The sequence below is a fragment of the Chitinophaga deserti genome, from assembly GCF_003149455.1.
Classification (GTDB): Bacteria; Bacteroidota; Bacteroidia; order Chitinophagales; family Chitinophagaceae; genus Chitinophaga; species Chitinophaga deserti.
The window spans coordinates 69,880-91,927 of record NZ_QFFK01000001.1; the positions used below are offsets into that span (position 1 = coordinate 69,880).

General features: G+C 49.7%; 21 protein-coding genes and 1 tRNA gene. 8 read left to right on the top strand and 14 right to left on the bottom strand.

All coding sequences use genetic code 11. The features are described from left to right. Positions 1-113: 113 nt before the first annotated feature. The 8 genes from DEV76_RS00275 to DEV76_RS00310 form a co-directional block, all read right to left on the bottom strand. On the bottom strand, positions 114-887 hold the full coding sequence (locus tag DEV76_RS00275) for a hypothetical protein (RefSeq protein WP_109693945.1): 774 nt from the start codon (positions 885-887) through the stop codon (positions 114-116). Between the two features lie 266 nt (positions 888-1,153). Further along, positions 1,154-2,083 (bottom strand): DUF5007 domain-containing protein, encoded by a 930-nt coding sequence (locus tag DEV76_RS00280; RefSeq protein WP_109693947.1) that lies wholly within the window; start codon positions 2,081-2,083, stop codon positions 1,154-1,156. Positions 2,084-2,098: 15 nt separating this feature from the next. After that, the gene (locus DEV76_RS00285) at positions 2,099-2,770 is read right to left on the bottom strand and encodes a hypothetical protein (RefSeq protein WP_109693949.1); all 672 of its coding nucleotides are present in this window, start codon (positions 2,768-2,770) and stop codon (positions 2,099-2,101) included. Between the two features lie 27 nt (positions 2,771-2,797). Then, the gene (locus tag DEV76_RS00290) at positions 2,798-4,252 is read right to left on the bottom strand and encodes a RagB/SusD family nutrient uptake outer membrane protein (protein WP_109693951.1); all 1,455 of its coding nucleotides are present in this window, start codon (positions 4,250-4,252) and stop codon (positions 2,798-2,800) included. Between the two features lie 5 nt (positions 4,253-4,257). Then, the gene (locus tag DEV76_RS00295) at positions 4,258-7,797 is read right to left on the bottom strand and encodes a SusC/RagA family TonB-linked outer membrane protein (RefSeq protein ID WP_109693953.1); all 3,540 of its coding nucleotides are present in this window, start codon (positions 7,795-7,797) and stop codon (positions 4,258-4,260) included. A gap of 54 nt (positions 7,798-7,851) precedes the next feature. Further along, a complete protein-coding gene (locus tag DEV76_RS00300) occupies positions 7,852-9,024 on the bottom strand; it encodes a FecR domain-containing protein (RefSeq protein ID WP_198651892.1) in 1,173 nt (390 codons plus the stop codon). A gap of 101 nt (positions 9,025-9,125) precedes the next feature. Next, positions 9,126-9,710, bottom strand: coding sequence for an RNA polymerase sigma factor (locus DEV76_RS00305; protein WP_157962633.1), 585 nt, complete (start codon positions 9,708-9,710; stop codon positions 9,126-9,128). A gap of 239 nt (positions 9,711-9,949) precedes the next feature. Beyond that, positions 9,950-11,098 (bottom strand): alpha-hydroxy acid oxidase, encoded by a 1,149-nt coding sequence (locus DEV76_RS00310; protein ID WP_109693959.1) that lies wholly within the window; start codon positions 11,096-11,098, stop codon positions 9,950-9,952. A 305-nt stretch (positions 11,099-11,403) separates the two neighbouring features. On the opposite strand from DEV76_RS00310, the gene DEV76_RS00315 reads away from it, so the two are divergent. Beyond that, on the top strand, positions 11,404-11,940 hold the full coding sequence (locus DEV76_RS00315) for a hypothetical protein (protein WP_109693961.1): 537 nt from the start codon (positions 11,404-11,406) through the stop codon (positions 11,938-11,940). Positions 11,941-11,970: 30 nt separating this feature from the next. Here the strand turns inward: DEV76_RS00315 and DEV76_RS00320 are convergent, their stop codons facing one another. After that, entirely contained in the window at positions 11,971-12,240 is a 270-nt protein-coding gene (locus DEV76_RS00320) for a barstar family protein (RefSeq protein WP_109693963.1), read from the bottom strand. Positions 12,241-12,439: 199 nt separating this feature from the next. Beyond that, positions 12,440-12,513 (bottom strand) — tRNA-Asp (locus DEV76_RS00325). 141 nt (positions 12,514-12,654) lie between these two features. Here DEV76_RS00325 and DEV76_RS00330 point away from each other — a divergent pair. The 4 genes from DEV76_RS00330 to DEV76_RS00345 all read left to right on the top strand — a co-directional run bounded on the left by DEV76_RS00330 (position 12,655) and on the right by DEV76_RS00345 (position 17,099). Continuing rightward, positions 12,655-13,167: a hypothetical protein gene (locus DEV76_RS00330; protein WP_109693965.1), complete on the top strand. Its 513-nt coding sequence runs from the start codon at positions 12,655-12,657 to the stop codon at positions 13,165-13,167. 1 nt (position 13,168) lies between these two features. Further along, positions 13,169-13,681 (top strand): class I SAM-dependent methyltransferase, encoded by a 513-nt coding sequence (locus DEV76_RS00335; protein ID WP_109693967.1) that lies wholly within the window; start codon positions 13,169-13,171, stop codon positions 13,679-13,681. 96 nt (positions 13,682-13,777) lie between these two features. Next, positions 13,778-14,800 carry a hypothetical protein gene (locus tag DEV76_RS00340; RefSeq protein ID WP_157962634.1) on the top strand — a complete coding sequence of 341 codons (1,023 nt, stop codon included), beginning with the start codon at positions 13,778-13,780 and terminating at the stop codon, positions 14,798-14,800. Continuing rightward, entirely contained in the window at positions 14,766-17,099 is a 2,334-nt protein-coding gene (locus tag DEV76_RS00345) for a hypothetical protein (protein WP_157962635.1), read from the top strand. The genes DEV76_RS00340 and DEV76_RS00345 overlap by 35 nt, the downstream gene beginning before the upstream one ends. A 196-nt stretch (positions 17,100-17,295) precedes the next feature. On the opposite strand, the gene DEV76_RS00350 is transcribed toward DEV76_RS00345, so the two are convergent. Continuing rightward, positions 17,296-18,489 carry a glycoside hydrolase family 88 protein gene (locus DEV76_RS00350; RefSeq protein WP_232826830.1) on the bottom strand — a complete coding sequence of 398 codons (1,194 nt, stop codon included), beginning with the start codon at positions 18,487-18,489 and terminating at the stop codon, positions 17,296-17,298. Positions 18,490-18,600: 111 nt separating this feature from the next. Between DEV76_RS00350 and DEV76_RS00355 the strand changes: the two genes are divergently transcribed. Beyond that, positions 18,601-19,071, top strand: coding sequence for a thermonuclease family protein (locus DEV76_RS00355; RefSeq protein WP_109693973.1), 471 nt, complete (start codon positions 18,601-18,603; stop codon positions 19,069-19,071). An 18-nt stretch (positions 19,072-19,089) separates the two neighbouring features. Beyond that, entirely contained in the window at positions 19,090-19,563 is a 474-nt protein-coding gene (locus DEV76_RS00360) for an acyl-CoA thioesterase (protein WP_109693975.1), read from the top strand. A 3-nt stretch (positions 19,564-19,566) separates the two neighbouring features. Here DEV76_RS00360 and DEV76_RS00365 read toward each other — a convergent pair whose 3' ends face one another. Then, positions 19,567-20,190, bottom strand: coding sequence for a redoxin domain-containing protein (locus DEV76_RS00365; protein WP_109693977.1), 624 nt, complete (start codon positions 20,188-20,190; stop codon positions 19,567-19,569). Between the two features lie 152 nt (positions 20,191-20,342). After that, complete coding sequence (locus DEV76_RS00370; protein ID WP_109693979.1) at positions 20,343-20,915, bottom strand: YceI family protein; 573 nt, start codon at positions 20,913-20,915, stop codon at positions 20,343-20,345. 115 nt (positions 20,916-21,030) lie between these two features. On the opposite strand from DEV76_RS00370, the gene DEV76_RS00375 reads away from it, so the two are divergent. Then, positions 21,031-21,402 (top strand): winged helix-turn-helix transcriptional regulator, encoded by a 372-nt coding sequence (locus DEV76_RS00375; protein ID WP_109693981.1) that lies wholly within the window; start codon positions 21,031-21,033, stop codon positions 21,400-21,402. Here the strand turns inward: DEV76_RS00375 and DEV76_RS00380 are convergent. Further along, positions 21,399-21,995: a hypothetical protein gene (locus tag DEV76_RS00380; RefSeq protein ID WP_157962636.1), complete on the bottom strand. Its 597-nt coding sequence runs from the start codon at positions 21,993-21,995 to the stop codon at positions 21,399-21,401. The genes DEV76_RS00375 and DEV76_RS00380 overlap by 4 nt on opposite strands. Positions 21,996-22,048 lie beyond the last annotated feature (53 nt).

Sequence of the window (22,048 nt, forward strand, 5' to 3'; positions counted from 1 at the left end):
TCTTATAGCCCATGGCATTGGCTGGCGGAGGAGTGGCCTGCCGGGTAGTTTTGGGTTCCATATTATCTGATATTTAATTAGTTATAACAAAATCTCTCTATTATGGCGATTCTCTATTCCCGTTGCGTGATCAGCTGCCCGTTGTGAGTGTGAACCGGTTTGTGAACGATGGGGCGTGGCGGGTAAGAGAGATGCTTATGGGGATTAGAAGGAGTGGCCACCACTTTCTTTGGTTGTTCTTCTACTACGGCAATGATATCTGCTGCTTCACACTTCCTGTCGCGGATGTCAAAATCATCGAAAAACTGCTTTACCTGTAACGCTACTACCAGGGTGCCTTTACCGGGTACATTTACCCACAAATCCCCGCCTTCGAAGTTCTGGAAGCGTTCGTTCAGATCAATGCTCAGCACGGCGGTGTCTGTACCTGTTATAGTACGGGTACTGAAATCAATCCGGGAAGCGATTACCTTGATCTCCATGCGGACGGCTTTTTTAAATCGCTGAAAGCATTGCGGTGGAATATGGAGCCTGCCGTCTTTAGTGAATACAGGCGGCGGGCCGAAGTATTTATTAAGCCCCGTGTAACCATTAAACCGGAATCCTTTCAGGCCTGCGTGGTTGTTTCTGCCTGCTTCTAAAATGTAGCTGTTGAGGCGGTTTACCAGCGCACGGTCGGGGAAGATGTCCAGGTGCGGCCTGATGGCATTGCGGACAAGAGCACCTTTACGGCTGGCTGCGCCGAACATTTTAGCAGCACGGCGGGTGTTAGCAGTTTGCCGCACGGTGTCAGGAACGGTGCGTAAACAGTGCTTACCATTGCGCTTGTAGGCAATGATATTGCCGAGCCTTCCGGTAAAGGGGATGAGAGAATCTAAGATGGCCATAATATTGAGTTTTTTGTTATCCCTTAATATACAAAAAGCGCACCGGAAGTGTGGGTGATTGGCATTAGAAGGCATTCAATATCAGTGCATTAAGGGTTGCGAAACATCGAAGGCTAATCGTACTAAAGCATAGATATTTTCGAAGCAGACTGCATCGCGATTTAGATGTTTTCGAAAATTGCATTACTTCCCCCTTAAATAGTAAGGGGAGCAATGCCTTGCGGCACGCTCCCCTCCATTTTATCCCATGTGCTAGTGAACAAGCTTTAGTTATACTTCAACTGGATCGTGACTTTCCACACACCTTCTTTGAGGATGGCCATATCAAACCAATAGTTAAAGTAGGCTCCGTTGACGCTCCCGTTATTGTACATATCGATCCGCAGTACCGCGCCGCTAACGAACGGCAGCGGGTACCCGGCAATCTCCAGCTCCAGGTGGTCCGGATGTTCGGTGTACTTGGTGGGGTTGTTAAGGCCAAGGTTATGCCAGTCTTTCAGATCAGGCACACCAGGCGTGGTGGAGTAATCGTACCCTTCCAGCTCTTTAGGATCGATGGCTGTGCCGTCTTTCTTCAATGTATATACCAGGATTTTATTCCCGACAGGGGCGGTACGTTCAAATTTTACATCTATGCCGGTCAGCTTACCGTCTATCCCACGCAGGCGGTAGGAATAGGGCGGTGCGTAACTTACTTCGATGGTCAGTGCTTTTTCGATGACCCGCTCTCCCCCGCTATTCTTCACTTTCACATCAATGGTGTAGATGCCTTTCGTAAGCTGGAGACTGTCGCTGGCTTCGGGATAGATCACGATGTTCCCGTTATCGGGATTGATGTCTATCGCCGGGCGGTTCTTCTTCTCGCGCTTGGCGTCCAGTTCTTCCACCGTTTTTTCTTTAGTGGTGTATTCTGCTTTCCACCAATAGGTATCCACTTTGTAGTTCATGACCTTATCGGCGATCTTCCCGTCTGCTGTGCGGATGGCGGCGATGCTGAAGGTCAGTGGTTTGGTGGATTCATCTGTCACCATCGCACCGGACTGTATAAGCGAAGCGCCCACCGCCACCTTGATGGACGGGTTGGTGTATTTGAGTGCAGGACTGAGGAAGCCATCCGAGTCGTCTTTATCGCAAGACACCAGGAACATTGCGGCTATCAGCCAGCACAGGTTGAGTTTGCTATTGAAAATTTTCATGGCAATACGATTGAATTATCTGAAATAACGTTGCTTCAGCCCCGCCGCATAACTGGCTTCATACCTGAGTACATGCACGATAGCGTTGGCGGTGATAAGATTGTGTGTCTGGAAGCTGGTCGAGTACTGCACTGAATCTACCCCGGGGATCTTCAGGTGCATGTACTCCAGGTAATATGCAGACGTCTGGATGGAGCTGCCTGCATTGATACCGCCGCCGCGTCCGAAAAGATACAGGCTGTCGCCGTTCAGCGACTTGTGGAATTTCTCCCTGTCGCGTACGGCTTCTTCCAATGTTATGCGGTTGCCTTTGATGATGAAACGGCCCAGCAAGTTCAGCAGTGTATCCTTACCGATCATGGCAAGCGGGCGCGGCGTTTGCCGGTCGTCCGGGTTATAGTTCATCTGCAGCCGCTGTACTGCGCTATTGGGTGCCGCAAAAAACGTGATGTCCTGCTGGTTCACGATGTTCTTTGCATCCGTGAGGTCAATGATTTTGATCAGGGAATCGAACATATGGTTGGAGCGGCTTGCGAGGAAGTCGTATACCGGCATTTTCATTTCCTCTGCAGATTGCCGGGATAATCCCCCGTCAATAAAATAATCGTCTTTGCCGCACGCCGCCAATACCAGGGCTGCACAGGCCGCCAGTAATGCCGTTCTTTTTTTCAGAATATGTTTACGCATGTGAATTCGTTTTCTTTCGGTGAATTATTACTTCCAGTAATCGTTCTGGGTGATCAGGAAATTGCTCTTGGCAATGATGCTCTGCTCGATCGGCAGCAACCAGGCACCTTTGGTGAACCAGTCGCCCTGCGTGATTTTGGAATCCTTATCGAGCTTACGGGTGCGGACCAGGTCGAAGAAATACTGTCCTTCCCCGATGAGTTCCTTTTTCCGTTCCATGAGGATGGTATCCTGCAGGTTTCCACCACCTGTATAGCGTTGCGCAAAGGCACGGTCTCTCACCTTATTCAGCAACTCTATCGCTACCGCAGTTTTACCTACGGCAGGGTTTGCACAGGCTTCGGCGCGGAGCAGCATGATATCCGCCACCCGGGTGATGATGATGTTGGATTCATTGATGTTCTGGGAAGAGGTATCGCCTTTCAGTTGCAGCGTGCGGTATTTACCGAGGAAGATGCGGTCGTCCATCACACCCTGGAGAACGGTTTCTTTGATGAACCAGGTGAAGAGACGGGCATCCCGGGCATCGGGCGTGAACATGGCATTCAGCTGCGTACGGGTGGGTGACAATATGAACTTGTCTGTTCCGCCACCACCATCTGACTGGTCTTTGTACCAGGGCCTGCCGAGGGTGCGGTTGTACACGCGGTTCTTTTGTAATTCACGTGCATTGGCGTCGAAGTTGATCTCAAAGATCCCTTCATCACTTCTTCCCACAAAAATGCTGATCAGGTTGGAGGTGTCTGTTACCAGTTTGAAAGGTGAACGGGTAAGTACGCTGTCGCACAGTTTTTCACATCCTGCGAAATCCTGCTGCCATCCAAGAACGTGTGCTTTGATGGCCCAGGCGGCTCCTTTGGTAGCACGGGCGCCTTTGCTTCCATCCGCATACATCAGCTCCAGGTTAGCAATGGCGGCATCCAGGTCTGCCCTTATCTGGTTGAACACTTCCGCTTGCGGCGCACGGCCGATGTTTTCGATGTCCACGCTTTTTAAGTTCAGCGGCACATCGCCCCAGAAGCGTGCAAGGTAGAAATAGGTGAGTCCGCGGATGAAGCTTGCTTCTCCGATATGCCTTCTTTTCAGAGCCTCGTCGTAGGTTTTGATCGCAGGTATCCTTTCAAGGATAAGATTGCACTGGGCAATTACCGTGTAAAACTGGTTCCAGTTGCCACCGCCGTTGGCGAGCAGGTCGCGGGCAGCGTTAGTGGCGATCCAGGTTTCCGTACGTACGTTCGAGCTTTGCGAGTAGCTGGAGAATACGTCAGCACGCACGTCGCCCATCAGGAAGATCTTGTCGGGCACCACGGTGCGGAGGAAAGAATAAGCGGCAGCTACTGCCTTTTCCACATCCTGTGCGGATGTGATAGCGTTCTCGGCCGTAGGCAGCTCGATAATGTCGGGATTCAAAATTCCCTTGCACGAAAACAGGCAGGAAATCCCAACGATGAGTGGTATATATTTCAGCTTAAAGCGCTTCATATTGATCAGAATTCGAAGTTAAAACCAAGGTTAAATTTGTGCGGGATCGGGTAGCCGTTTCCGAGATCATACCCGTAAGAATCGATGTTCTCAGGGTCTACTCCGGAGTACTTCGTGATGATGAACACATTGCTCATCCCCGCATACACCCGCGCCCTCCGGATATTAGCCCGGCTCAGTATTTTGGGTGAGAAGTCGTAGCTGAGGTTCACGTTGTTCAGCCGGATAAATCCGCCATCTTCCAGGAACAGATCCGTATTGGATTCATAGTTCCCGATGAAGTCGTAGCTGGAAAGGCCGTAATAACGCCAGGGGTTCAGCGAAGGGTATTTGGCATTGGTGTGGGTGGGCGTCCAGTAGTCGAGGTCAGACACATCCAGCAGGTTGCGTTGCCCGCCTGGGTAATTCACGTTCTCACTGGCTGTCCAGCTCACGCCGCGGAGGCGGTCTACCAGCACCTTGTTATACACTTTGTTGCCAAAGGCGTAGTTGAAGAAGAGATCCAGCTGGATGATACCGCTGTTTTTGAAACGGTAGCTGAAGCTGTGGAAGATACTGCCGTTGAACTTGGGGTTGGGATCGCCGCTGTAAATACGGTCGGAGTTATCCATCACCCCGATCATGCCATCTCCATTTACATCGAGCAGGCGGATGTCGCCGGCCTTGTAAGGATCCTGAGAAGCGAAACCACTCGTATTCGGGAAGAGGCGTTTGCCGGTGTATTTGTTCACGGGTACAGAAGCGTCGTCTGGATATACGCCCAGGTACTTCATGAGGTAAAAACCGTTGAGCGGACGGCCGATCTGCAGGTATGGTTGACCTACAGTATAGCCAGCCCTGGCCACGCTTCTGCCGAAATCGGGCAGTTCAGTGAGGATATTCCTGTTCAGGGAACCCATCAGCGTAACGTTATACTGGAAGCTGGCAGACGGGCGCATCAGGTACGCCGTGATCTTACCTTCAAAACCATAGTTGCGTACCGCACCGCTGTTCACGTACCGGGATTTGTAACCGCTGGTACCGTTCAGCGCGTCCGGGAAGAGGAAGCCTTCCGTGTTCTTGTCGTAATAATCGAATGTAGTGGTGATGCGGCTGTTAAGGAACTCGAGGTCAAGACCAATTCCTTTATCTCGCGCCGTTTGCCAGGTGAGATTCGGCAGCGGAATACCATTTCCTTCGCCGTAGTTCGGTGAAAGTGTAGGCACACCGTTGTAGGTGGAGTTATCACCACTGCGGGTCAGGTAAGCACCTACGGCCAGGTAGTTGTCTTCGTACTGGCTGCCTGTCTTACCCGCACTCACGCGGATCTTACCAAAGTTCATCCATGAACCGATACCGTTCCTGATGAGTTTTTCTTCGGTGAACACCCAGCCGGCAGAAACAGACGGGAAGTAACCCCATTGATTGTTCTTACCGAATTTGGACGAACCATCCGCCCTTACCACTGCCTGCAGGAGGTATTTGCGGTCGTAGTTATAAGAAAGGCGGGAGTAGTAGGATAACAGGCCATAGCGGATGTTATGTGTTTCCAGCTTCAGGTTAGCCTGCGGATAACCGAGGATCACCTGCTGGGCATCGCTCGGGCCGCCGAAAGCACTGCCGAAAATGTTGTTGTTCTCGCTGGTGTTTACCGTATTCCCTAATACCAGATCGAACGAGTGGTTGGAAGGGAATGTGTGGTACAACCGAAGCATGGTTTCGCTGAGCAGGTTTACGTTCTCTTTCGAGTAGTAAGAGGCTGCAGCTTTGAAGTCGCTCCTTGTGGCAGAAGGTTCGAAAGAGCGGGTCCGGTAAAATTCGTAGTTGCCGGAAGCCCTGGACGTGATGTTCAGGAATTTGAACAGGTCATAACTAAGCTCCACCTGCGCAAGGCCACGGCGGGTAAGGTCGATGTTCACGCCTTTGTTGTAGGATTCCAGGAACGCGTCGAAGAAGCCGCTGTTAGGGCCGGGGCGGAAGGAGGAAGAGAAGTTATTACCTACTACTGCGGCATTATAGCTGTCGCCACGCTTCTGGCTGGCATCCGTCTGGCTTAAGTTAGCACGGCCGGTGATGGTTAATTTGGAAGTGGGCTTGAAAATGCCGGTGTAGGTGAGTGAGAAACGGGAGAAGCCCGATCCCAGCACAATTCCTTTTTCTTTATAGTAATCCACGCCGATGCGGTAGCTGGCATTCTCCGTGGCACCGCTGATGCCGAGGTTGATGTTTTTCAGGTCAGCGTTACGGAAATAGAGCTTCTGCCAATCTGTATTATTGTTGTAGAAGCTATTGAGGCTGTCCGTCAGTTCGATGGGTATGGCAGTAGCGCCGCCACCTACTTTTGCTGCACCGTACTGGTTGTAAAGCGCGAGCTTGAAGTCGCGTTCCTCACGGCCGGCGAGCGTTTTGCGAAGAGCCGGGTAATAGCTGAGGCCGTATTGGCTGTTCAGTGTTACGATGGGTTTACCGATCTTGCCTCTCCTGGTATTGATGATGATAACACCATTAGCACCGCGGGAACCGTAAATGGCCGTAGCGGAAGCATCTTTCAGAACGTCAACCGATTCAAGGTCAAACGGACTGAAGCCGGATAACACGCTGGTAATAGACTGGCGGGGATCGGAAGGATTGAAAACATCCTGCTCCAGGGGTACACCGTCAATGATAAACAGCGGCGTGCTCACCACGTTGGAATTTGCAGAGTTGGAGAAAGAAGCCAGCCCCCTTATCTGCACCATGCTGCGGCCACCCGGCATACCGGAGTTGTTCTGCACCAGCAGGCCCGGCGCCAGGCCCTGCAGCAATCCTTCGATGGAACCACTGGGCTTGTTCTGTAATTGTGATACGTTGATACTGGAGATGGAAGAAGTTGTTTCCCTCCGTTTTTGTGTACCGTAACCGATGGTAACATTTACTTCCTGCAGTTGTGATGCGGAAGGCAGCAGCGATACGAGGATGCTTTGTAAGGAGTTCCGCACCAGTTGTCCTTTGTTCTCACGGTTGGCGGCAGACAGAACGCCATTGCTCAAACGCAGCGTAAGGGAGTTGAAGCCGATAGATGTAACCACGATGGTGGCATCTTCAGGTACTCCTGCCAGTACGAACCGGCCGTTCTCGTCTGCGCTGGTTCCAATACGTGGATTGGAACCCTGTACAATGACGGAGGCGCCGATGATCGGCTGATTGTCCGGGCTCACGACTTTACCGGTGAGTGTAACTACCGCCCGTTGCCGTGCTTCGAGGACTGTTACGATCTTGTCATTAATTTCAAAGGTGAAGGGTTGAGATGCGAAAACCTTTTGCAAAGCGTTTTCAAGCGTCTCTGAACTGATGTTCACTGTTACTGGCAGCGCGTCTTTGACATATTTAGCGTCAAACACAAAAGAGTAGCCGGTTTGTGCCCTGATGGAAGCCAGCACCTGGTCTAACCGGGCATTAGAAACCGAAAGGGTAACTTTCTGAGAAAAAGCGGATGCCGCCGTAGACAATACGCATAGCAATGCGATCGCCAGGCAACAGACATGCCGCTTCCAATGGCGCGTGCCACGGCCATGCTGAAATTTCATACCTGAAGTTTTACGAGTAAGTAAATGATTGTTGGTTGATAGAACCGGGTGCTATTATTCTGCTTGCAGCCGGTTGTTGCTCATCTTTAGTTTAATATTGGTTGTTCTTTCTATTGCTTTCAGTAATTGCGGCAGCGGCGTGCTCCTGGGCAATTCGCCATACAGGTTCTCGTCTGGCAGGGATTCGAAATCTACTTCGATATTGTACCATCTCTGCAACTGGTGCGCCACTTCCCGGAGGTTTGTATTGGAAAAATAAAACAGGTCATTCGTCCATGCTACTGCTTCGCGGCTGTCTGTTCTGCGGATGCTGAGCCTGCCGTTTTCCAGCGTGGCCTGCTCCCCCGGTTTCATGAGCCTTGGTTTGCCATCACCATGCGGATCGAGCATAATACTACCTTCCAGCAGGGTTGTTTTGGTATAGGATTCGTCTGTATATGCTTTTACGTTGAAAGAGGTACCCAGTACTGTGATCGTTTTTGCCCCTGTTTCTACAATAAAAGGATGGGCTGGGTCACCGGCCACTTCGAAATATGCTTCACCATTCAGCTCCACCTTGCGTTGATCGTTGCCGAAACGGGTGGGGTACCGGAGTGAGGTAGAGGCATTCAGCCACACCTTACTGCCGTCCGGCAATACGATTTTAAACAGCTTGCCACGGGGGGTAACCAGCGTGTTTATTACAGGTTCATTATCGCTATCAGTTTGTTGCGGTTCGTTATCGGTATAAGTCACAGTGCCGTTGCCGTTATTTACCACCAGCGCGCCCTGCTGCGCAATGGTGCGGCCGGTGCTATCCAGTGCTACAGTACTTCCATCTGCCAGGGTAAGTGTTACCTTATTGACCTGTTCTGCCACTGGGACTACAGCAGTATTTTCTTTGGCGCCGGCCACTTTAACGGTGCCGGGTTTTACAGGCGCTTGCATAAACTGGTAAGCCATGAAGCTTCCCAGTGCTACCATGCATGCCGCTGCTGCCCATCCGGTAATCCGCAGGATGCGGGCACGTGTTTGAACCGGACGCATTACCGGCACTTCCGTTTCCGCGTTGATCCTATCCAGTAAAGACGCAGCTTCAGTCTCGGAAAACATAGGGCTTGCCCCTTGTTGCGCTGCCATCATCTCATGCAAAGCATCAAAAATCCGTTCGGCATCAGCGCCGGTCATATGTGTATGCAGTTCTTCCCGTTCCTCCCGGGAAATTGTTCCCGAGACGGCCTTTTGCATTAGATATTGTAAACGATCTTCCTGCATACATGCACAGCTTTTTACTGCTGACTGATATAAAGACAGCTGAGGGGGTCAAAAAGGAGATATGTCCTGGAAAATTATTTGAAAATTTGTCCGGCAGCCATTGTAAAGGCGGTGAGGACGCCCACTTTCATGAACTGGTGGATGGATTTAAGGGCCAGCTGGTTGTACTTTTTAACGGAATCGGGAGACAGTTTCAGGCGGCAGGCGATTTCAGGGTTGCGATACCCCTGGGCACGGAGGAGGAATACGGTTTTCTGTTGGGCGGGCAGTGCATCAATGGCTTTATCGAGGATATCCAGGCGCTGGCGGAATGGCAGGCTCTCCCCTTCTTCCTGTAAATACACTGAACGCACGTATTGATCGCGCTTTTTCCGTTCGGTGGCAAGGCGGTCAATATAATTTAAGGTTTGGTTGCGGAGGAGGATATAGAAATAGGCGTTGAACCTTTGTACAGTGTGCAGCTTTTCGCGGTCGTTCCAGATTTTCACGAACAGTTCCTGAAGTATGTCTTCTGTATGTTCGCGGGATCCGGTGATCATGTAAACAATGGGACCGGCCTGGTTCACATAGCCATTATACAGTGTTGCAAAGGCATTCCTGGAACCTTCTGCAACACTTTTCAGTACGTCTTCCTCATTGTTAATACACTTCAGGCCCATAAGCATTGAAGAAGTTGATGACTACAATGTCCACTGTTAGCAATAGTTAGTATCGGCTCGGCAAATTAGCAGAAATAAAACAAATTTCATATCTGCCAGGATAATTACATGGTGATATTTTATCAAAAAAAGATAGCGATTTAACAAAATACTGTTTCAATCGGTTACAACCGATGTGGAGACAAACCAGAAACCCGCGCTTTTGCACGGGTTTCTGGCTAGTTGAGTCTGATGGACTATTATTTTACAAGGTGAGCGGGTAGCCCCTTGATATCGTTGCAGGACAATTGTTGCATTACCTGCGTCAGTTGCGTTTTTAACATGGAAATGGTGTGCGAGGCTCCCTGGCTGCCCAGTGCCGCCACACCATACATAAACGTTCTCCCCATGAAGGTAAAGTCGGCACCGCTGGCCATAGCCCTTGCGATGTCGGGTCCGGAGCGCATACCGCTATCCAGCATTACAGGGATTTTGTTGTTACAGATATTCCGCACCCTGCTGAGGGACTTTATGGAAGATTCTGCCGCGTCCAGCTGCCGGCCACCATGGTTTGAAACGATGAGGCCATCTACCCCGAGCTGCAACGCTTTTTCAGTATCACTTTCGGAGGCAATGCCCTTTATCACCAGTTTCCCTTTCCATTTATCACGTATATAAGCAATTTTATCGGGCGATAACCGGCCGTTAAATGTTTTGTTCATGAACAGGCCAAGATGATGCATATTCATTCCCTTCGGCATATAAGGCTTCAGGGTCATGAACTCCGGAGATCCGTGGCGGAGCGTGTTTAATGCCCATTGTGGTCTCGACATGATTTGCATAATGTTCTTAAGCGTCATCCTCGGAGGCATGGCCAATCCGTTCCTGATTTCCTTCGGACGGTACCCGAAAGAGGGTACATCCGCGAGTAAAACCAGCACATCATAGCCCGACTGGGATACTCTTTTTAGAATATCGTCTGTCATTTCCTTTTCAGCAGGGTGATACAGTTGAAACCATGCCTGTCCTCCGGTTACCTCGGCTATTGTTTCAATACTGCTGGTTGTGACAGTGCTTAGTATGAAGGGGATATTGTTTTCCACAGCAGCTTTTGCAAGGATTTCCGGAGCCCCGGGCCAGATCAGCCCCTGCAGCCCTACCGGAGCAATGCCAAATGGAGCGCTATAAACCTTACCGAAAAGCGGGCAGGAAAGATCCACCTTACCAAATGATTCGAGATAACGCGGAACGAGTTCTACCGCCCGGATATCTGTTGTGTTCTTTATCAGATTGATCTCTTCATTACATCCACCATCCAGATAGTCGAATGCAAACCCGGGGATACGTTTTCTGGCTTTAAGCCTTAAGAGGTCTGTATTCGGGTAATTCGGAGAAAAGGTTGTGCTCATTGCATTGGATATTTATAAATAAAATACAATATCAAAAACTAAACGCTATTAAAAGAATAGTGTTTCCGGCCCGAAAGTATAGTGTTTCCGGATTTTATAATATCTGTCAATTAACAAGATTAGGTACTATCTTGTAATTGGGTGAAAAATTTCGGTGGCATTTAGCAGGGAAGTTATAATTTATAAATTATAAGACTGTCCTGTGGTTAGGGGGTGCCAGCCGGAAGGGTGATTGTATCAGGGGGGCGATTTGTAATGGGAAATAACTGATCTGGATACCGTTTGCCGTAACAACATAAAATCGTATGACGCATAAGGAATTCGCTTTAAAGATTTCTAAAGTCCCATTCACTCCAGAAGTCTATAAACAACATGGCTGGTCAGAAAAATTCATTGAAGACACTTTCAAACGGCATACTTTTTTACCCAAGGAACCAAGTAATACCATCCCCGAATGTGTTGATCCTATCCTAAATTTGGTTCGTTCTTTTGATGTGTCCAATGTGGAAATTGGGATGGTACGTTTCAATGATAAAATCGTCAACGGTCAAGACTACATCATTTTCGGAAGAGCCGAAACGGATGACCTGGTAATAAGTAAAATTACAAATGAAATACTGCTTCTGGAAAGCGGAATAAATCATGTCCTTTACTATTGCGCGTCCAACAGTACAACTTTTCTAAACGCATTATTGCAAATCGCCCCAATCTTTCAGCAAAGAGGCATAGATGTCAATCTGTTTGAAAACGATGCCGCGCAAATTAAATTTGCATCAGCATTTGGCGAAACTGCAGGAGGTGAAAAATATAAAGATTTCTACAGAATGTTATTAGGTGTTTAGTGAAGTGAGTTCTCTGATTCTCTAGGTCTCTCAGCAACATTCAAACTTAAATCCTTCAATCTCTTTCTCCGCATCTTCGAAAATTTGCTTAGCCATAACAGCAAAGTCACCTAGATACAAATTACTTAGTTTAAAATCTCGCCAAATAACCATGGCGGGAATCGCTATAAAACCAGTTATACAATCCCACAGCGCATTAAGATTCTTACCATAGAAGTCTGGGAAACTTAACTGATCACTGATTGCTTTGTGAAAATCTTCAATTGTTCTTATTTCTTTTCCTTCCAATATTGCTATCATTTTACCTTAAAACTATTTGTGTAAATGATTCAAAGTAACACAATGGTTAATAGAAAAATCTGTCCTTACAGCAAGTCAGCAACAAAAATAGAATTTACATAACTAATATTTGGAGGCGATAATGACCGCAGGGTGCTTTGAAAGCAATGGTAAGTCGCTAAAACAAAAAAGCCCATGCTAATTGCATGAGCTTAAGATGCGGACCGGACGGGACTCGAACCCGCGACCTCCGCCGTGACAGGGCGGCATTCTAACCGACTGAACTACCGATCCTTCCCTTTAAAAAAAGCCCTAAGGGGGCTTCCGTTTTGGGATTGCAAAGATAAGGACAAAATCTGCACAAACGCAAATCTTTTTTAGGATTTATTTTTAGCACGGAATTGGGTAATTTCATTAACGCTCAACCCATCACATATGAAGAACCTTTCACCTGCGCTCCTCCTCGCCCTCTGCGCCGCCTGCAACCAGGCCTCCAAACCCACTACGGGCGATACCTCCATCATCCAGGACGTTAAGGAGCTGGTGCCCGTTACACCGCCACCCGCTGTAGATATCCATACCGCCCAGCTGCAGGCCCAGGACTCTGTTTTCGACGATGGCTCCATCCCTACCAGCTGGGAGAACGCCGGGTTCAGCAACCCGCAGGAATTTAAAATGTTCCTCGCCCGCTTCAAAACATGGGTAAAGCTCGATCAGCGGGATAGTATCGCTTCCGTGATCCGCTTCCCCCTCCGCCTCTACCCTTCTGCTGCCGATTTCAAATCTCAATACACGAATATCTTCGACCCTGCCCTTAAACAAGCCGTAGATACCCTCCGCCTCGATCGCATCTTCCGGAACTCACAGGGCGCCATGATCGCTAATGGCCGTATCTGGTTCGCTCCATTACCGGAAGGCTACCGCATCATCGCCATCAACGCCCGGTAATATGACCGCCGCCGAAGCCAGTACCCTCATCCACATGCCCGATTTGCCCGGCAACAGTACCCCACAATCATGGGCCGATCTTGGATCAGGCAGCGGACTGTTTACCCGTACCCTGCTCACCCAACTCCCTCCCGGCTCAACTGTATACGCCATTGACCGTGACGAAGTTCCGGCCCCCTCTGCGGGTATAGTCTCCCGGCAGGCCGACTTCACCGCCCACAACTGGCAAACACCGCCACTTCACGGTATCCTCATGGCCAATTCATTACATTTTGTCAAAGACCATAAAGCATTCCTCCAAAAGGCTGCCGATACACTCCTGCCTGCCGCGCGCTTCCTGTATGTAGAATACGATACGGACACGCCTAATCCATGGGTACCCTATCCGCTCAGCTTTAAAACTCTGCAACAACTCTTCCGTTCCCTTCAGCTGGGAGAAGCCCGGCTTTTACATACGATGCCCTCCCGGTTTGGTGGCGCGCAACTATACTCGGCGATGGTTACGCTGCGGTAAATACGCATTGCGGAGATTACAGGGAAACACGGAAATCTTTTGGTTTTTGATTCACTCGTGTCCATTCTATAGCTGTTTTCCGATATTTGCACGCAGATGCCGATACACCGATACATATGGTTGCCCCTGTTGCTGGCCTTCTTTGCCTGCCATCAGCCCCGGGAAACACACCGCGCATTTTACCACTGGAAGCAACGGTACGACCCCGCCCCCGGCGAAAAAGATGCCCTGCAAAAACTGGATGTCCGGAGGATGTATATTAAATGCTTCGATGTAGACTGGCAGCATAATAATGCCCTACCCGTTGCCGTGACAGACATACGCACTGCATTCCCCGACAGTACACTCATTGTACCGGTTGTATTTATCATGAACGAAGTATGGCAGCGGAAAGACAGTGCATGGCCCCGTGAACTGGCAAAGCGCACGGCCGACCTTCTTCAGCAGGTGTGCCGCAATATTCCCGCATCACACATCCCGGAAATACAACTCGATTGTGATTGGACCCGCTCCAGCCGCGAAGCCTACTTCGCTTTCCTGCAGGCCATCCGCAACGAGCCTTTCTTTCAGCACCGTCAGCTTTCTGCTACCATACGCCTGCACCAGGTGAAGTACACCAATGGCAGCGGAGTACCTCCTGTAGATAAAGGTCTCCTCATGTGTTACAACATGGGCGACCTCCGCAAGCCGGGCGACCATAATTCTATCATAGACCTGCCCACGCTCGAATCCTATACCGGCAACAGCCGTATCGAGGATTACCCGTTGCCGCTCGACTTTGCCCTCCCGCTCTTTGAATGGGATGTGCTCTTCCGGCAGGGACGGTACGCCGGCCTTACCCGTAATATGCCCCTTGGCAATGAAAGCATATTCCGCAAAACCGGCAGCCTCACTTATTCCGTAGTTAAAGACACCGCTATCAACAGCGTACGCCTCCATCCCGGAGATATCATCCGGCATGAAGACAGTCCGCCGGAAGTACTCCGCAAAGCCGCGAAGCATATTTCTAAGCAACGGCAACCGGGCAGCCCGGTGATTATCTTCTATCATCTCGATTCTGAAATTCTTAATAAATATGACCTGCATGAACTGGAAACGATTTACCGTCTATTCGGGTAGCGCGCTGGCCATGACGCTGGCGGGTGCTGCCTATGTGTGGTCCTGCGGTCCGGAGCCTGACCCTTATGATTACTACACCTCAATGTTCAACCCCAACCTGGCGGAGAAGCCCGGCTTTGAACCATTTTACTACACGGCCCTCATCGATTACTATGCCGCCGAAACGCCGGAACAAAAGCTTAACCTGAAAGAGTGGGGTGCTTTCTTTAAAGGGAAAGTGAATGAGCACGACCTGCAGGAGTTCATATACTACTACACCCGTCCGCAGATGAGTGCGTTGTATAACCACATCGAAAAGAACCAGCCGCTGCAGCTGCCGGACAGTGTCCAAAAAAACGGGCTGACGAAATACTTCCTGCAAACGAAAGACCGTGAAACACTCGGCTACCTTATGTACGCCAGGCAATGTGAAATCAATTCCGCCGCCGGTGATCCATGGGATGCCCCCAAGCGGGATTCTGCAGGTATGCTGCGCCTCGCCAGGAACGGCATGCAACTATACCGCGCTGCGCAGAATGAACAGATCAGGGAACGGTATGCGTTTCAGTCTGTAAGGATGTCGCACTACGCAGGTAACTACAAGCAGGCACTGCAGTATTACGATTCACTTGCTGCTCCGTTGAAAGGAGAATCCCTCATCCAGTACCGCACACTGATGCTGAAAGCCGGCGCCCTGATGCGCACCGGCAAGAAGGCACAGAGCGCTTACATCTTCTCCCAGATATTCGATAAAGTACCCAGCCAGCGGAAGCTTGCCTTCCAGAACCTGAAATGGGCCGATGTATATGAAAACAGCGTGCTCCAGCTCTGTAAAACACCTTATGAGAAAGGCACCGTTACCGCCATGTACGCCATGCGCCAGGTAGATTATCATCCGCAGGGACTGGAACAGACATACGCTGTATTCCCCCAGCACCCACTGGTGGAAGTGCTGCTCAGCCGTGAGATCGCGAAGCTGGAAGAGAACTATTTCACCAATGCACTGGCCAAACAAAGCGGTGTGATGGGTAGCTACTGGATCTCTTCCGAATTAGAGCCCACCAGTGTAGAAACCCTGCGAGATGTAGCCGACCGTATTGCGAAAGAAGGAAAAGTGAAAGAGCCGGCGTTGTTCCACATCAGCAGTGCCTACCTCTCGTATATGATACGTGATTACAAAGCAACACGTGCCAGTCTTGCCGCTGCACAGAACCTTCCTGCAAGGCCCGCGGTAAAAGATCAGTTTGAGGTGGTGAAACTTTTACTCACTATCGCAGAGCAGCCGCGAATTGACGCACCTTTCGAACAGGCGCTGCTGCCTTCCCTCCGCTGGCTCGATACTAAAATCACGAAAAACGAAAATGAGGATTACTGGTATGATCCTGACCCGGCTACACTGGATGGCAGTTATTACGCCCGCCTGTACCGCAACCTGATGGATTTCATCATAGCTCCGCGTTATGCCATGCAGGGCGACCCCGTGCGCCAGGCGCTTGCCCTTTCCAACCGCGACCGGGCAAAGCCTTACCAGTATTACTGGCAGTATGTGTCTGCAAAAAGCTTCATCTCCGACAGCCTGCCCACCAACGCCATAATAACGCTGTATAACGGCCGTAAAGCCCGTAACCAGTCGGCCTACGAAGCCTATATGTACCAAAGCCTGCCCATGAAGGAAGATGAACTGGGAGAGGCTATTGCCATCAGCTATGTGCGCCATCACCAGTTCCCTGATGCAGTGGAGTGGTTTAAACGCAGTGGCAGCTCCCTTAGTACAGAAAGAGCGCTGAAACCCCAGTTACAGGATTATGGACTGGAAGAAATTGATTCCATGAGTAAGCCCATTTCCGAACTGCAGTTTGCGGAGAAAATGGCTTCGCTGGAGAAAGACATGAAGAAGTCGAAGGTAAGCCCGGAAACGTATTTCGAATATGCAAGCGGACTGTTCAGCATATCCTACTACGGTGCATCTTATCACCTTACCACGAGCTACCGTCCGAGTACAGACTGGTGGACGCCGGAAGACGATAAAACGCCCTGGCTGAAGGAGTACTATGGCTGTTACCGTGCAGAATCTTTCTACAAGAAAGCGGCGGACGCTTCCACTGATCCGGAATTTAAGGCAAAAGCCCTTTACCTGGCTGCCCGATGTGCCCAGAAGCACCTGCCTTATTCGGACGACCTGGAATGGCACCTGCAGGCTATACGGAAAAACCCTTACTTCCCGGAACTGCACAGCCAATACAAAAACACCCGTTTTTACCAGGACATTGTGAAGGAATGCGGTTACCTCCGCGACTTCGCCAAAGCGCAGAAACCGTAAAACAAACTGATTCTCAATCAATAAAAAGGGGCTGGTATAAAAATAGCAGCCCTAGTTTTTTCATCATTACTACTAAATAAACAATGCGGGACAAAATGTATGGATTACATACTATCTGCCCCAGCTACAATATAACGAATTCCATTCAATAAAGTTGCGGATAGCCGTTGCCGTGATGTGCAAAAGCCCAAACTATTTACAAATACCATTTTTTATACCGCAGCAACCCCTCCAGGAAGTAGTAATCCGCATACGTAAGCGGTACATCCACTTCTGAATTAGCAAGGAAATGCCCTACGCTATGCTGCAGAATAAACCCGCCATTCTCTCCCAATTTTGCCCGGTATGCGGGAGAGGAAAGGGATTGCAGCATGATGCCTGCGGCAGACACAAACTGCGCTCTTTCTTTCTTATCTACATACTGCCCCAGTTCCAGCAATGCAGAAGCTGCAATAGCGCCTGCGGATGCATCGCGGGCAGTAGGGATCTGCGGTGCATTATAATCCCAGTAAGGGATTTTATCGGCCGGGAGGTTGGGATGCCTTAAAATGAACCGGGCGATATTCCTTGCATGATTAAGATACTTCTCCTCTTTAGTGAAACGGTACATCATGGTGAAACCGTAGAGCCCCCATGCTTGTCCGCGGCTCCAGGCGGAAGTATCGTGCGCACCCTGACCGTTTACCTTTTGGATAACCGTTCCCTTATCGAGATCGTAGTCTACAATGTGAAATGTGCTATGATCAGGGCGGTAGTGATTCTTTAAAGTGGTATTGGCATGCGCCAGGGCTATTTCACGATAACGGGGGCTGCCGCCCTGTTCAGTTACCCATAGTAATTGTTCCAGGTTCATCATATTATCGATGATCACCGGGCAATTCAGTTTCTTATTCCTGTTCCACGACTGGATGGAGTTGATGGAAGGCCGGTACCGGGTGATCTGGTAAACGGCAGCAGTGTCTATAATGGTTTTATAACGCTTATCGCCCGTGATGCGGTATGCATTGCCGAAAGAGCAGTAGATCATGAATCCGATATCGTGGTTGCCTGTGTAGCGCTGCTCCTTCGCAAGGATACCCAGTCGCCGTTCTGCTTCTGCTTTCACCGCAGGATCTTTAGTGTATTCATAAAGGTACCAGAGCGTACCGGGATAAAATCCGCTGCACCACCATTCTGTATCTGACGTAACAGACCGGCCCTGTTGGAAAGTACGGGGCATACGATCTGCCGGTGTACTGTCTTTTAAAACCTGGTATTGTTTTACGGCGAAGCGCATGTTCTCATCAATCAGCCGGCGCATGTCGCTTTTGGAAGGCTGCTGTGCATTTGCCGCAGCAGGAATAACGAGGAATGCCAGGGCGGTAGCCCATTTTCCAATAGTGGAAGTCATGGAAAAACTATTTAACTGTAAACAGGATGGATACAATACTAACCTGCAATCGTTTGCATAAAAATAATAAGCCATCCGGATATATCCAGGTATTTTTTGGATATTGCGGTCATGCGTTTTGTTTTAGTATTCTTTTTAATATTTACCGGTTGCGCAACCAGCGCACAAACAGGAAAAGTAGTAGCAGTCAAAGACGGAGATACGATTGAAATGATGATGGGAAAGAAAGCAGTCCGCATCAGGCTATTTGGGGTCGATAGTCCGGAAAAGGGCCAGCCCTTCGGAGAAAAGGCCCGGCAGTATACCGCAGATCTCTGTTATGGTAAGGTAGTCCGCTTACAGCAGAAGGATAAGGACCAGTATGGGAGAATTGTAGGGGAAATATTCCTGCCCGATGGCAGCTCTCTCAACGCCCGATTGATAGCTGCCGGCTTTGCCTGGCAATATACCGAGTTCAGTAAAGACCCCGAATGGGCAAAAGCACAGGAACAGGCGAAACTGGAAAAGAAAGGGCTATGGGCAGATAAACACCCTGTTGCCCCATGGACCTGGCGGAAGCAGCACCGCCGCTCAGCCAGATAACAGACATAATATTATTATATGGAATCACCTCAGCACACCGTTACCCTCCGCTTCCTGGCGGAACCTTCTGATGTTAACTTCGGAGGCAAAGTTCATGGCGGATCGGTAATGAAATGGATAGACCAGGCGGGTTTTACCTGTGCGGCCAACTGGAGCGGGCAATACTGTGTAACCGTATATGTAGGCGGCATCCGCTTCTACAAACCCATTTCCATTGGCGATCTGGTGGAGATATCCGCTTCCATCATCTATACCGGCCAAACCAGCATGCATATTTCCATTCATGTTTATGCGGGTAATCCCCGGCAGCAGGAAAAGGTGAAAACCACCCATTGCATCATGGTATTTGCCGCGATCGATGAAAAAGGGCAGACGGTGCCCGTTCCTAAATGGACACCCCGGACGGAGCAGGAGTTGAATATGGAGAAATATGCCCACCGGCTGATGGACCTCCGGAAGAATATCGATGATGAAATGAAGCCTTACCTCTGATCCCTATGCTATTGCACGGCTGAGCGCCTGTGCCTGGCCGGTTGTATAAACTGCAGTAAGCAATTCGCGGCGGGGAATCTGCTGGTCGAATAGGCGGTCGGTAAACGACCAGCCGATACGCTGGCTCTGCCCGAGTACATATACCGCAGGCAGCGGGGCATTCTCTTCAAAACCGGAGAGGCGTGCCCACAGGGGGTCGGTTTCCGCATAGATACCCGCACTTTTCGCAATACGGTAATCCTTATCGTACGCCAGCGGGAATTTCACCTGCAAGCCTTTCAGATCTTCTTTACGGTCGCCGGTAACTACCAGCAACTGTCCACCCATTACCTGTATATCAGCATACAGATCTTCCAGCTGCTGCAGGAATTTAGGACCATAATCGTTCCAATGCACGGAGAAGAAGGCCAGTACGAGCGGCTGGTTCAACAGTTCGCTTCCTACAATATAAGACCCTTCAGGGCTGAGGAAAGAGAGCGGTACTAGGAAGTCTTCCCGGTGGAGGTGAAAGAGTGGCAATACGGATCCTTCGGAAACAGGCTGAATAGGTGTACGGTCTTTCGGGCGGGTGTTAATCACGTCGTAACGGAAGGGGAGCAAATCTGCATAGCGGTTGGTGGTGAACATAAAATGTAGGTTGGTTTTTGATGCTGATTTCTAATGACAGTACAAAGATAAGGAGAAAATCTATTAGTCCACCAAATTGGTGGACTTTTATTTTATAAAAAGAGAAACCCGCCGTAGTGGCGGGTTTCTTTATATCGAAGGTCGATAAATGCTTATTGTTTCACGAATTCACCGTCTGCGAAGATGGCAACATCGTCGCTGAGCATCTGAGCGGGGAATTTAGCGCCGATACCAAAATCGGTGCGTTTGATGCTGCCGGTAACACGGAAACCAGCGGTGGGCTTTTTGCTCATCGGGTTTTCGATAGTACCGCGATACCAGAGGTCCAGGGTTACGGGTTTGGTTACGCCATGGAGGGTAAGGTCGCCGGTAACGCTGTATTTGTTTTCACCCAGGCTCTTCACGGAAGTGCTTTTAAAGGTGAGGGTACCGTGGGTGGCTGCGTCGAAGAAATCAGGAGATTTCAGGTGATTATCACGCTGCTCAATACCGGTATTAATAGAACCAACCTGTGCGGTGAGGGTAAATACACCATCGCTAAAGTCAGCTTTAGATGCAGAAACGGAAGCTTCGAAGTCGGTGAAGGAACCGGATACGGTGGAAAGGCCAAGGTGCTGCACGTCGAACTTCAGTTGAGAGTGTGCTTTATCGGATTTCCAGGAAGATTGGGCAAAAGCGCCAGCGGAAACTGCCATTACCAGCAGGAGGCTCATTACTTTTTTCATATGTGTGCTGTTTGGTTTTTAACAGGAATGCAAACTTATGTACATTTGCTTACGATTTGTTAGTAGTTACCTAAAGGTTACTGGTTACATTGAGGTAAGTTAAATGTTAGGGTTTATGCTAAAGTTACAAACTATTTCGGCAGAATGGGAAACCTGTACTGCATTATCCGCTGTGCAGGATGCATTGTATGTACTTCACGGTAAATGGAAGCTGCCTATCATCGTGGCGCTCAGCTCAGGTAATAAGCGGTTTAACGAGCTGCAGAAGACCGTTCCGGGCATTGCCGCCAAGGTACTTTCCCATGAGCTGAAGGAACTGGAACTGAACGGCTTTGTAACCCGCCGGGTACATGACACCACACCGGTACTGGTAGAATATTGTATTACTGATTACAGCAACACGCTCGGTGAAGTAGTGGATGCCCTCAGGAAATGGGGCACCCAGCATAAGGAGAACATCCGCCGGCAGTTGAAAAAAGCAGATTAGTCTAGGCGCTGGCGGAGGTAGTTACCCAGCTCCTTCCCTGCCCTGTTGTAAGCTGCCCCAATCCGGGGGCCGGAACCATTATCAGTAAGCCCGCTATCGCCCGGGGCATCATCTATCTGGATCTTTACAAGAGGCTTACCCGGGGTCTGCGTATCTATCACCGTTACGGTACCTTCCATCTTGGCTGCCTTCCGGATAATTCCGGACTGTCCGGGTTCTATGAAAGTAGAACTGAGCACCAGCTGGTAACGGGCCTCCGGATAGTTGCCGATTTCCTTCTCGGAAAACTTCCTGATGGATTCCAGGAACTGCGGTTCGTAGTATTTGGTACGGTCCCCGATCCACATCTCTTCCCAGGCGTACCCACTGCCCGGCGCCTTCTTTTCCGCATCGGCTTTCTTCTTCCGGATATAATTTGGCTCTCTTCCCAAATCCCCCACCATCAATTTATCGTATTTATATACGATGTGAAATGTATCGATGCCCTTCAACGCATCTATTTTACCGGAAGAAACGTCGATTTTTTGGGCTAAGGCCAATGAAGTAAGCGCCAACAGCGGGAGCATGAAAAACAGTGTACGGGATCTCATCATTCGTTTATTATACCGATAAATATAGTTCTTTTCGAACATCTGTTAGTCGCCCC

Bases quoted from the DNA above. Each gene is read 5' to 3' on its own strand.
- DEV76_RS00275 (WP_109693945.1), bottom strand. From the start codon at position 887: ATGGCCATCTTAGATTCTCTCATCCCCTTTACCGGAAGGCTCGGCAAT.
- DEV76_RS00280 (WP_109693947.1), bottom strand. From the start codon at position 2,083: ATGAAAATTTTCAATAGCAAACTCAACCTGTGCTGGCTGATAGCCGCA.
- DEV76_RS00285 (WP_109693949.1), bottom strand. From the start codon at position 2,770: ATGCGTAAACATATTCTGAAAAAAAGAACGGCATTACTGGCGGCCTGT.
- DEV76_RS00290 (WP_109693951.1), bottom strand. From the start codon at position 4,252: ATGAAGCGCTTTAAGCTGAAATATATACCACTCATCGTTGGGATTTCC.
- DEV76_RS00295 (WP_109693953.1), bottom strand. From the start codon at position 7,797: ATGAAATTTCAGCATGGCCGTGGCACGCGCCATTGGAAGCGGCATGTC.
- DEV76_RS00300 (WP_198651892.1), bottom strand. From the start codon at position 9,024: ATGCAAAAGGCCGTCTCGGGAACAATTTCCCGGGAGGAACGGGAAGAA.
- DEV76_RS00305 (WP_157962633.1), bottom strand. From the start codon at position 9,710: ATGGGCCTGAAGTGTATTAACAATGAGGAAGACGTACTGAAAAGTGTT.
- DEV76_RS00310 (WP_109693959.1), bottom strand. From the start codon at position 11,098: ATGAGCACAACCTTTTCTCCGAATTACCCGAATACAGACCTCTTAAGG.
- DEV76_RS00315 (WP_109693961.1), top strand. From the start codon at position 11,404: ATGACGCATAAGGAATTCGCTTTAAAGATTTCTAAAGTCCCATTCACT.
- DEV76_RS00320 (WP_109693963.1), bottom strand. From the start codon at position 12,240: ATGATAGCAATATTGGAAGGAAAAGAAATAAGAACAATTGAAGATTTT.
- DEV76_RS00330 (WP_109693965.1), top strand. From the start codon at position 12,655: ATGAAGAACCTTTCACCTGCGCTCCTCCTCGCCCTCTGCGCCGCCTGC.
- DEV76_RS00335 (WP_109693967.1), top strand. From the start codon at position 13,169: ATGACCGCCGCCGAAGCCAGTACCCTCATCCACATGCCCGATTTGCCC.
- DEV76_RS00340 (WP_157962634.1), top strand. From the start codon at position 13,778: ATGCCGATACACCGATACATATGGTTGCCCCTGTTGCTGGCCTTCTTT.
- DEV76_RS00345 (WP_157962635.1), top strand. From the start codon at position 14,766: ATGAACTGGAAACGATTTACCGTCTATTCGGGTAGCGCGCTGGCCATG.
- DEV76_RS00350 (WP_232826830.1), bottom strand. From the start codon at position 18,489: ATGACTTCCACTATTGGAAAATGGGCTACCGCCCTGGCATTCCTCGTT.
- DEV76_RS00355 (WP_109693973.1), top strand. From the start codon at position 18,601: ATGCGTTTTGTTTTAGTATTCTTTTTAATATTTACCGGTTGCGCAACC.
- DEV76_RS00360 (WP_109693975.1), top strand. From the start codon at position 19,090: ATGGAATCACCTCAGCACACCGTTACCCTCCGCTTCCTGGCGGAACCT.
- DEV76_RS00365 (WP_109693977.1), bottom strand. From the start codon at position 20,190: ATGTTCACCACCAACCGCTATGCAGATTTGCTCCCCTTCCGTTACGAC.
- DEV76_RS00370 (WP_109693979.1), bottom strand. From the start codon at position 20,915: ATGAAAAAAGTAATGAGCCTCCTGCTGGTAATGGCAGTTTCCGCTGGC.
- DEV76_RS00375 (WP_109693981.1), top strand. From the start codon at position 21,031: ATGCTAAAGTTACAAACTATTTCGGCAGAATGGGAAACCTGTACTGCA.
- DEV76_RS00380 (WP_157962636.1), bottom strand. From the start codon at position 21,995: ATGATGAGATCCCGTACACTGTTTTTCATGCTCCCGCTGTTGGCGCTT.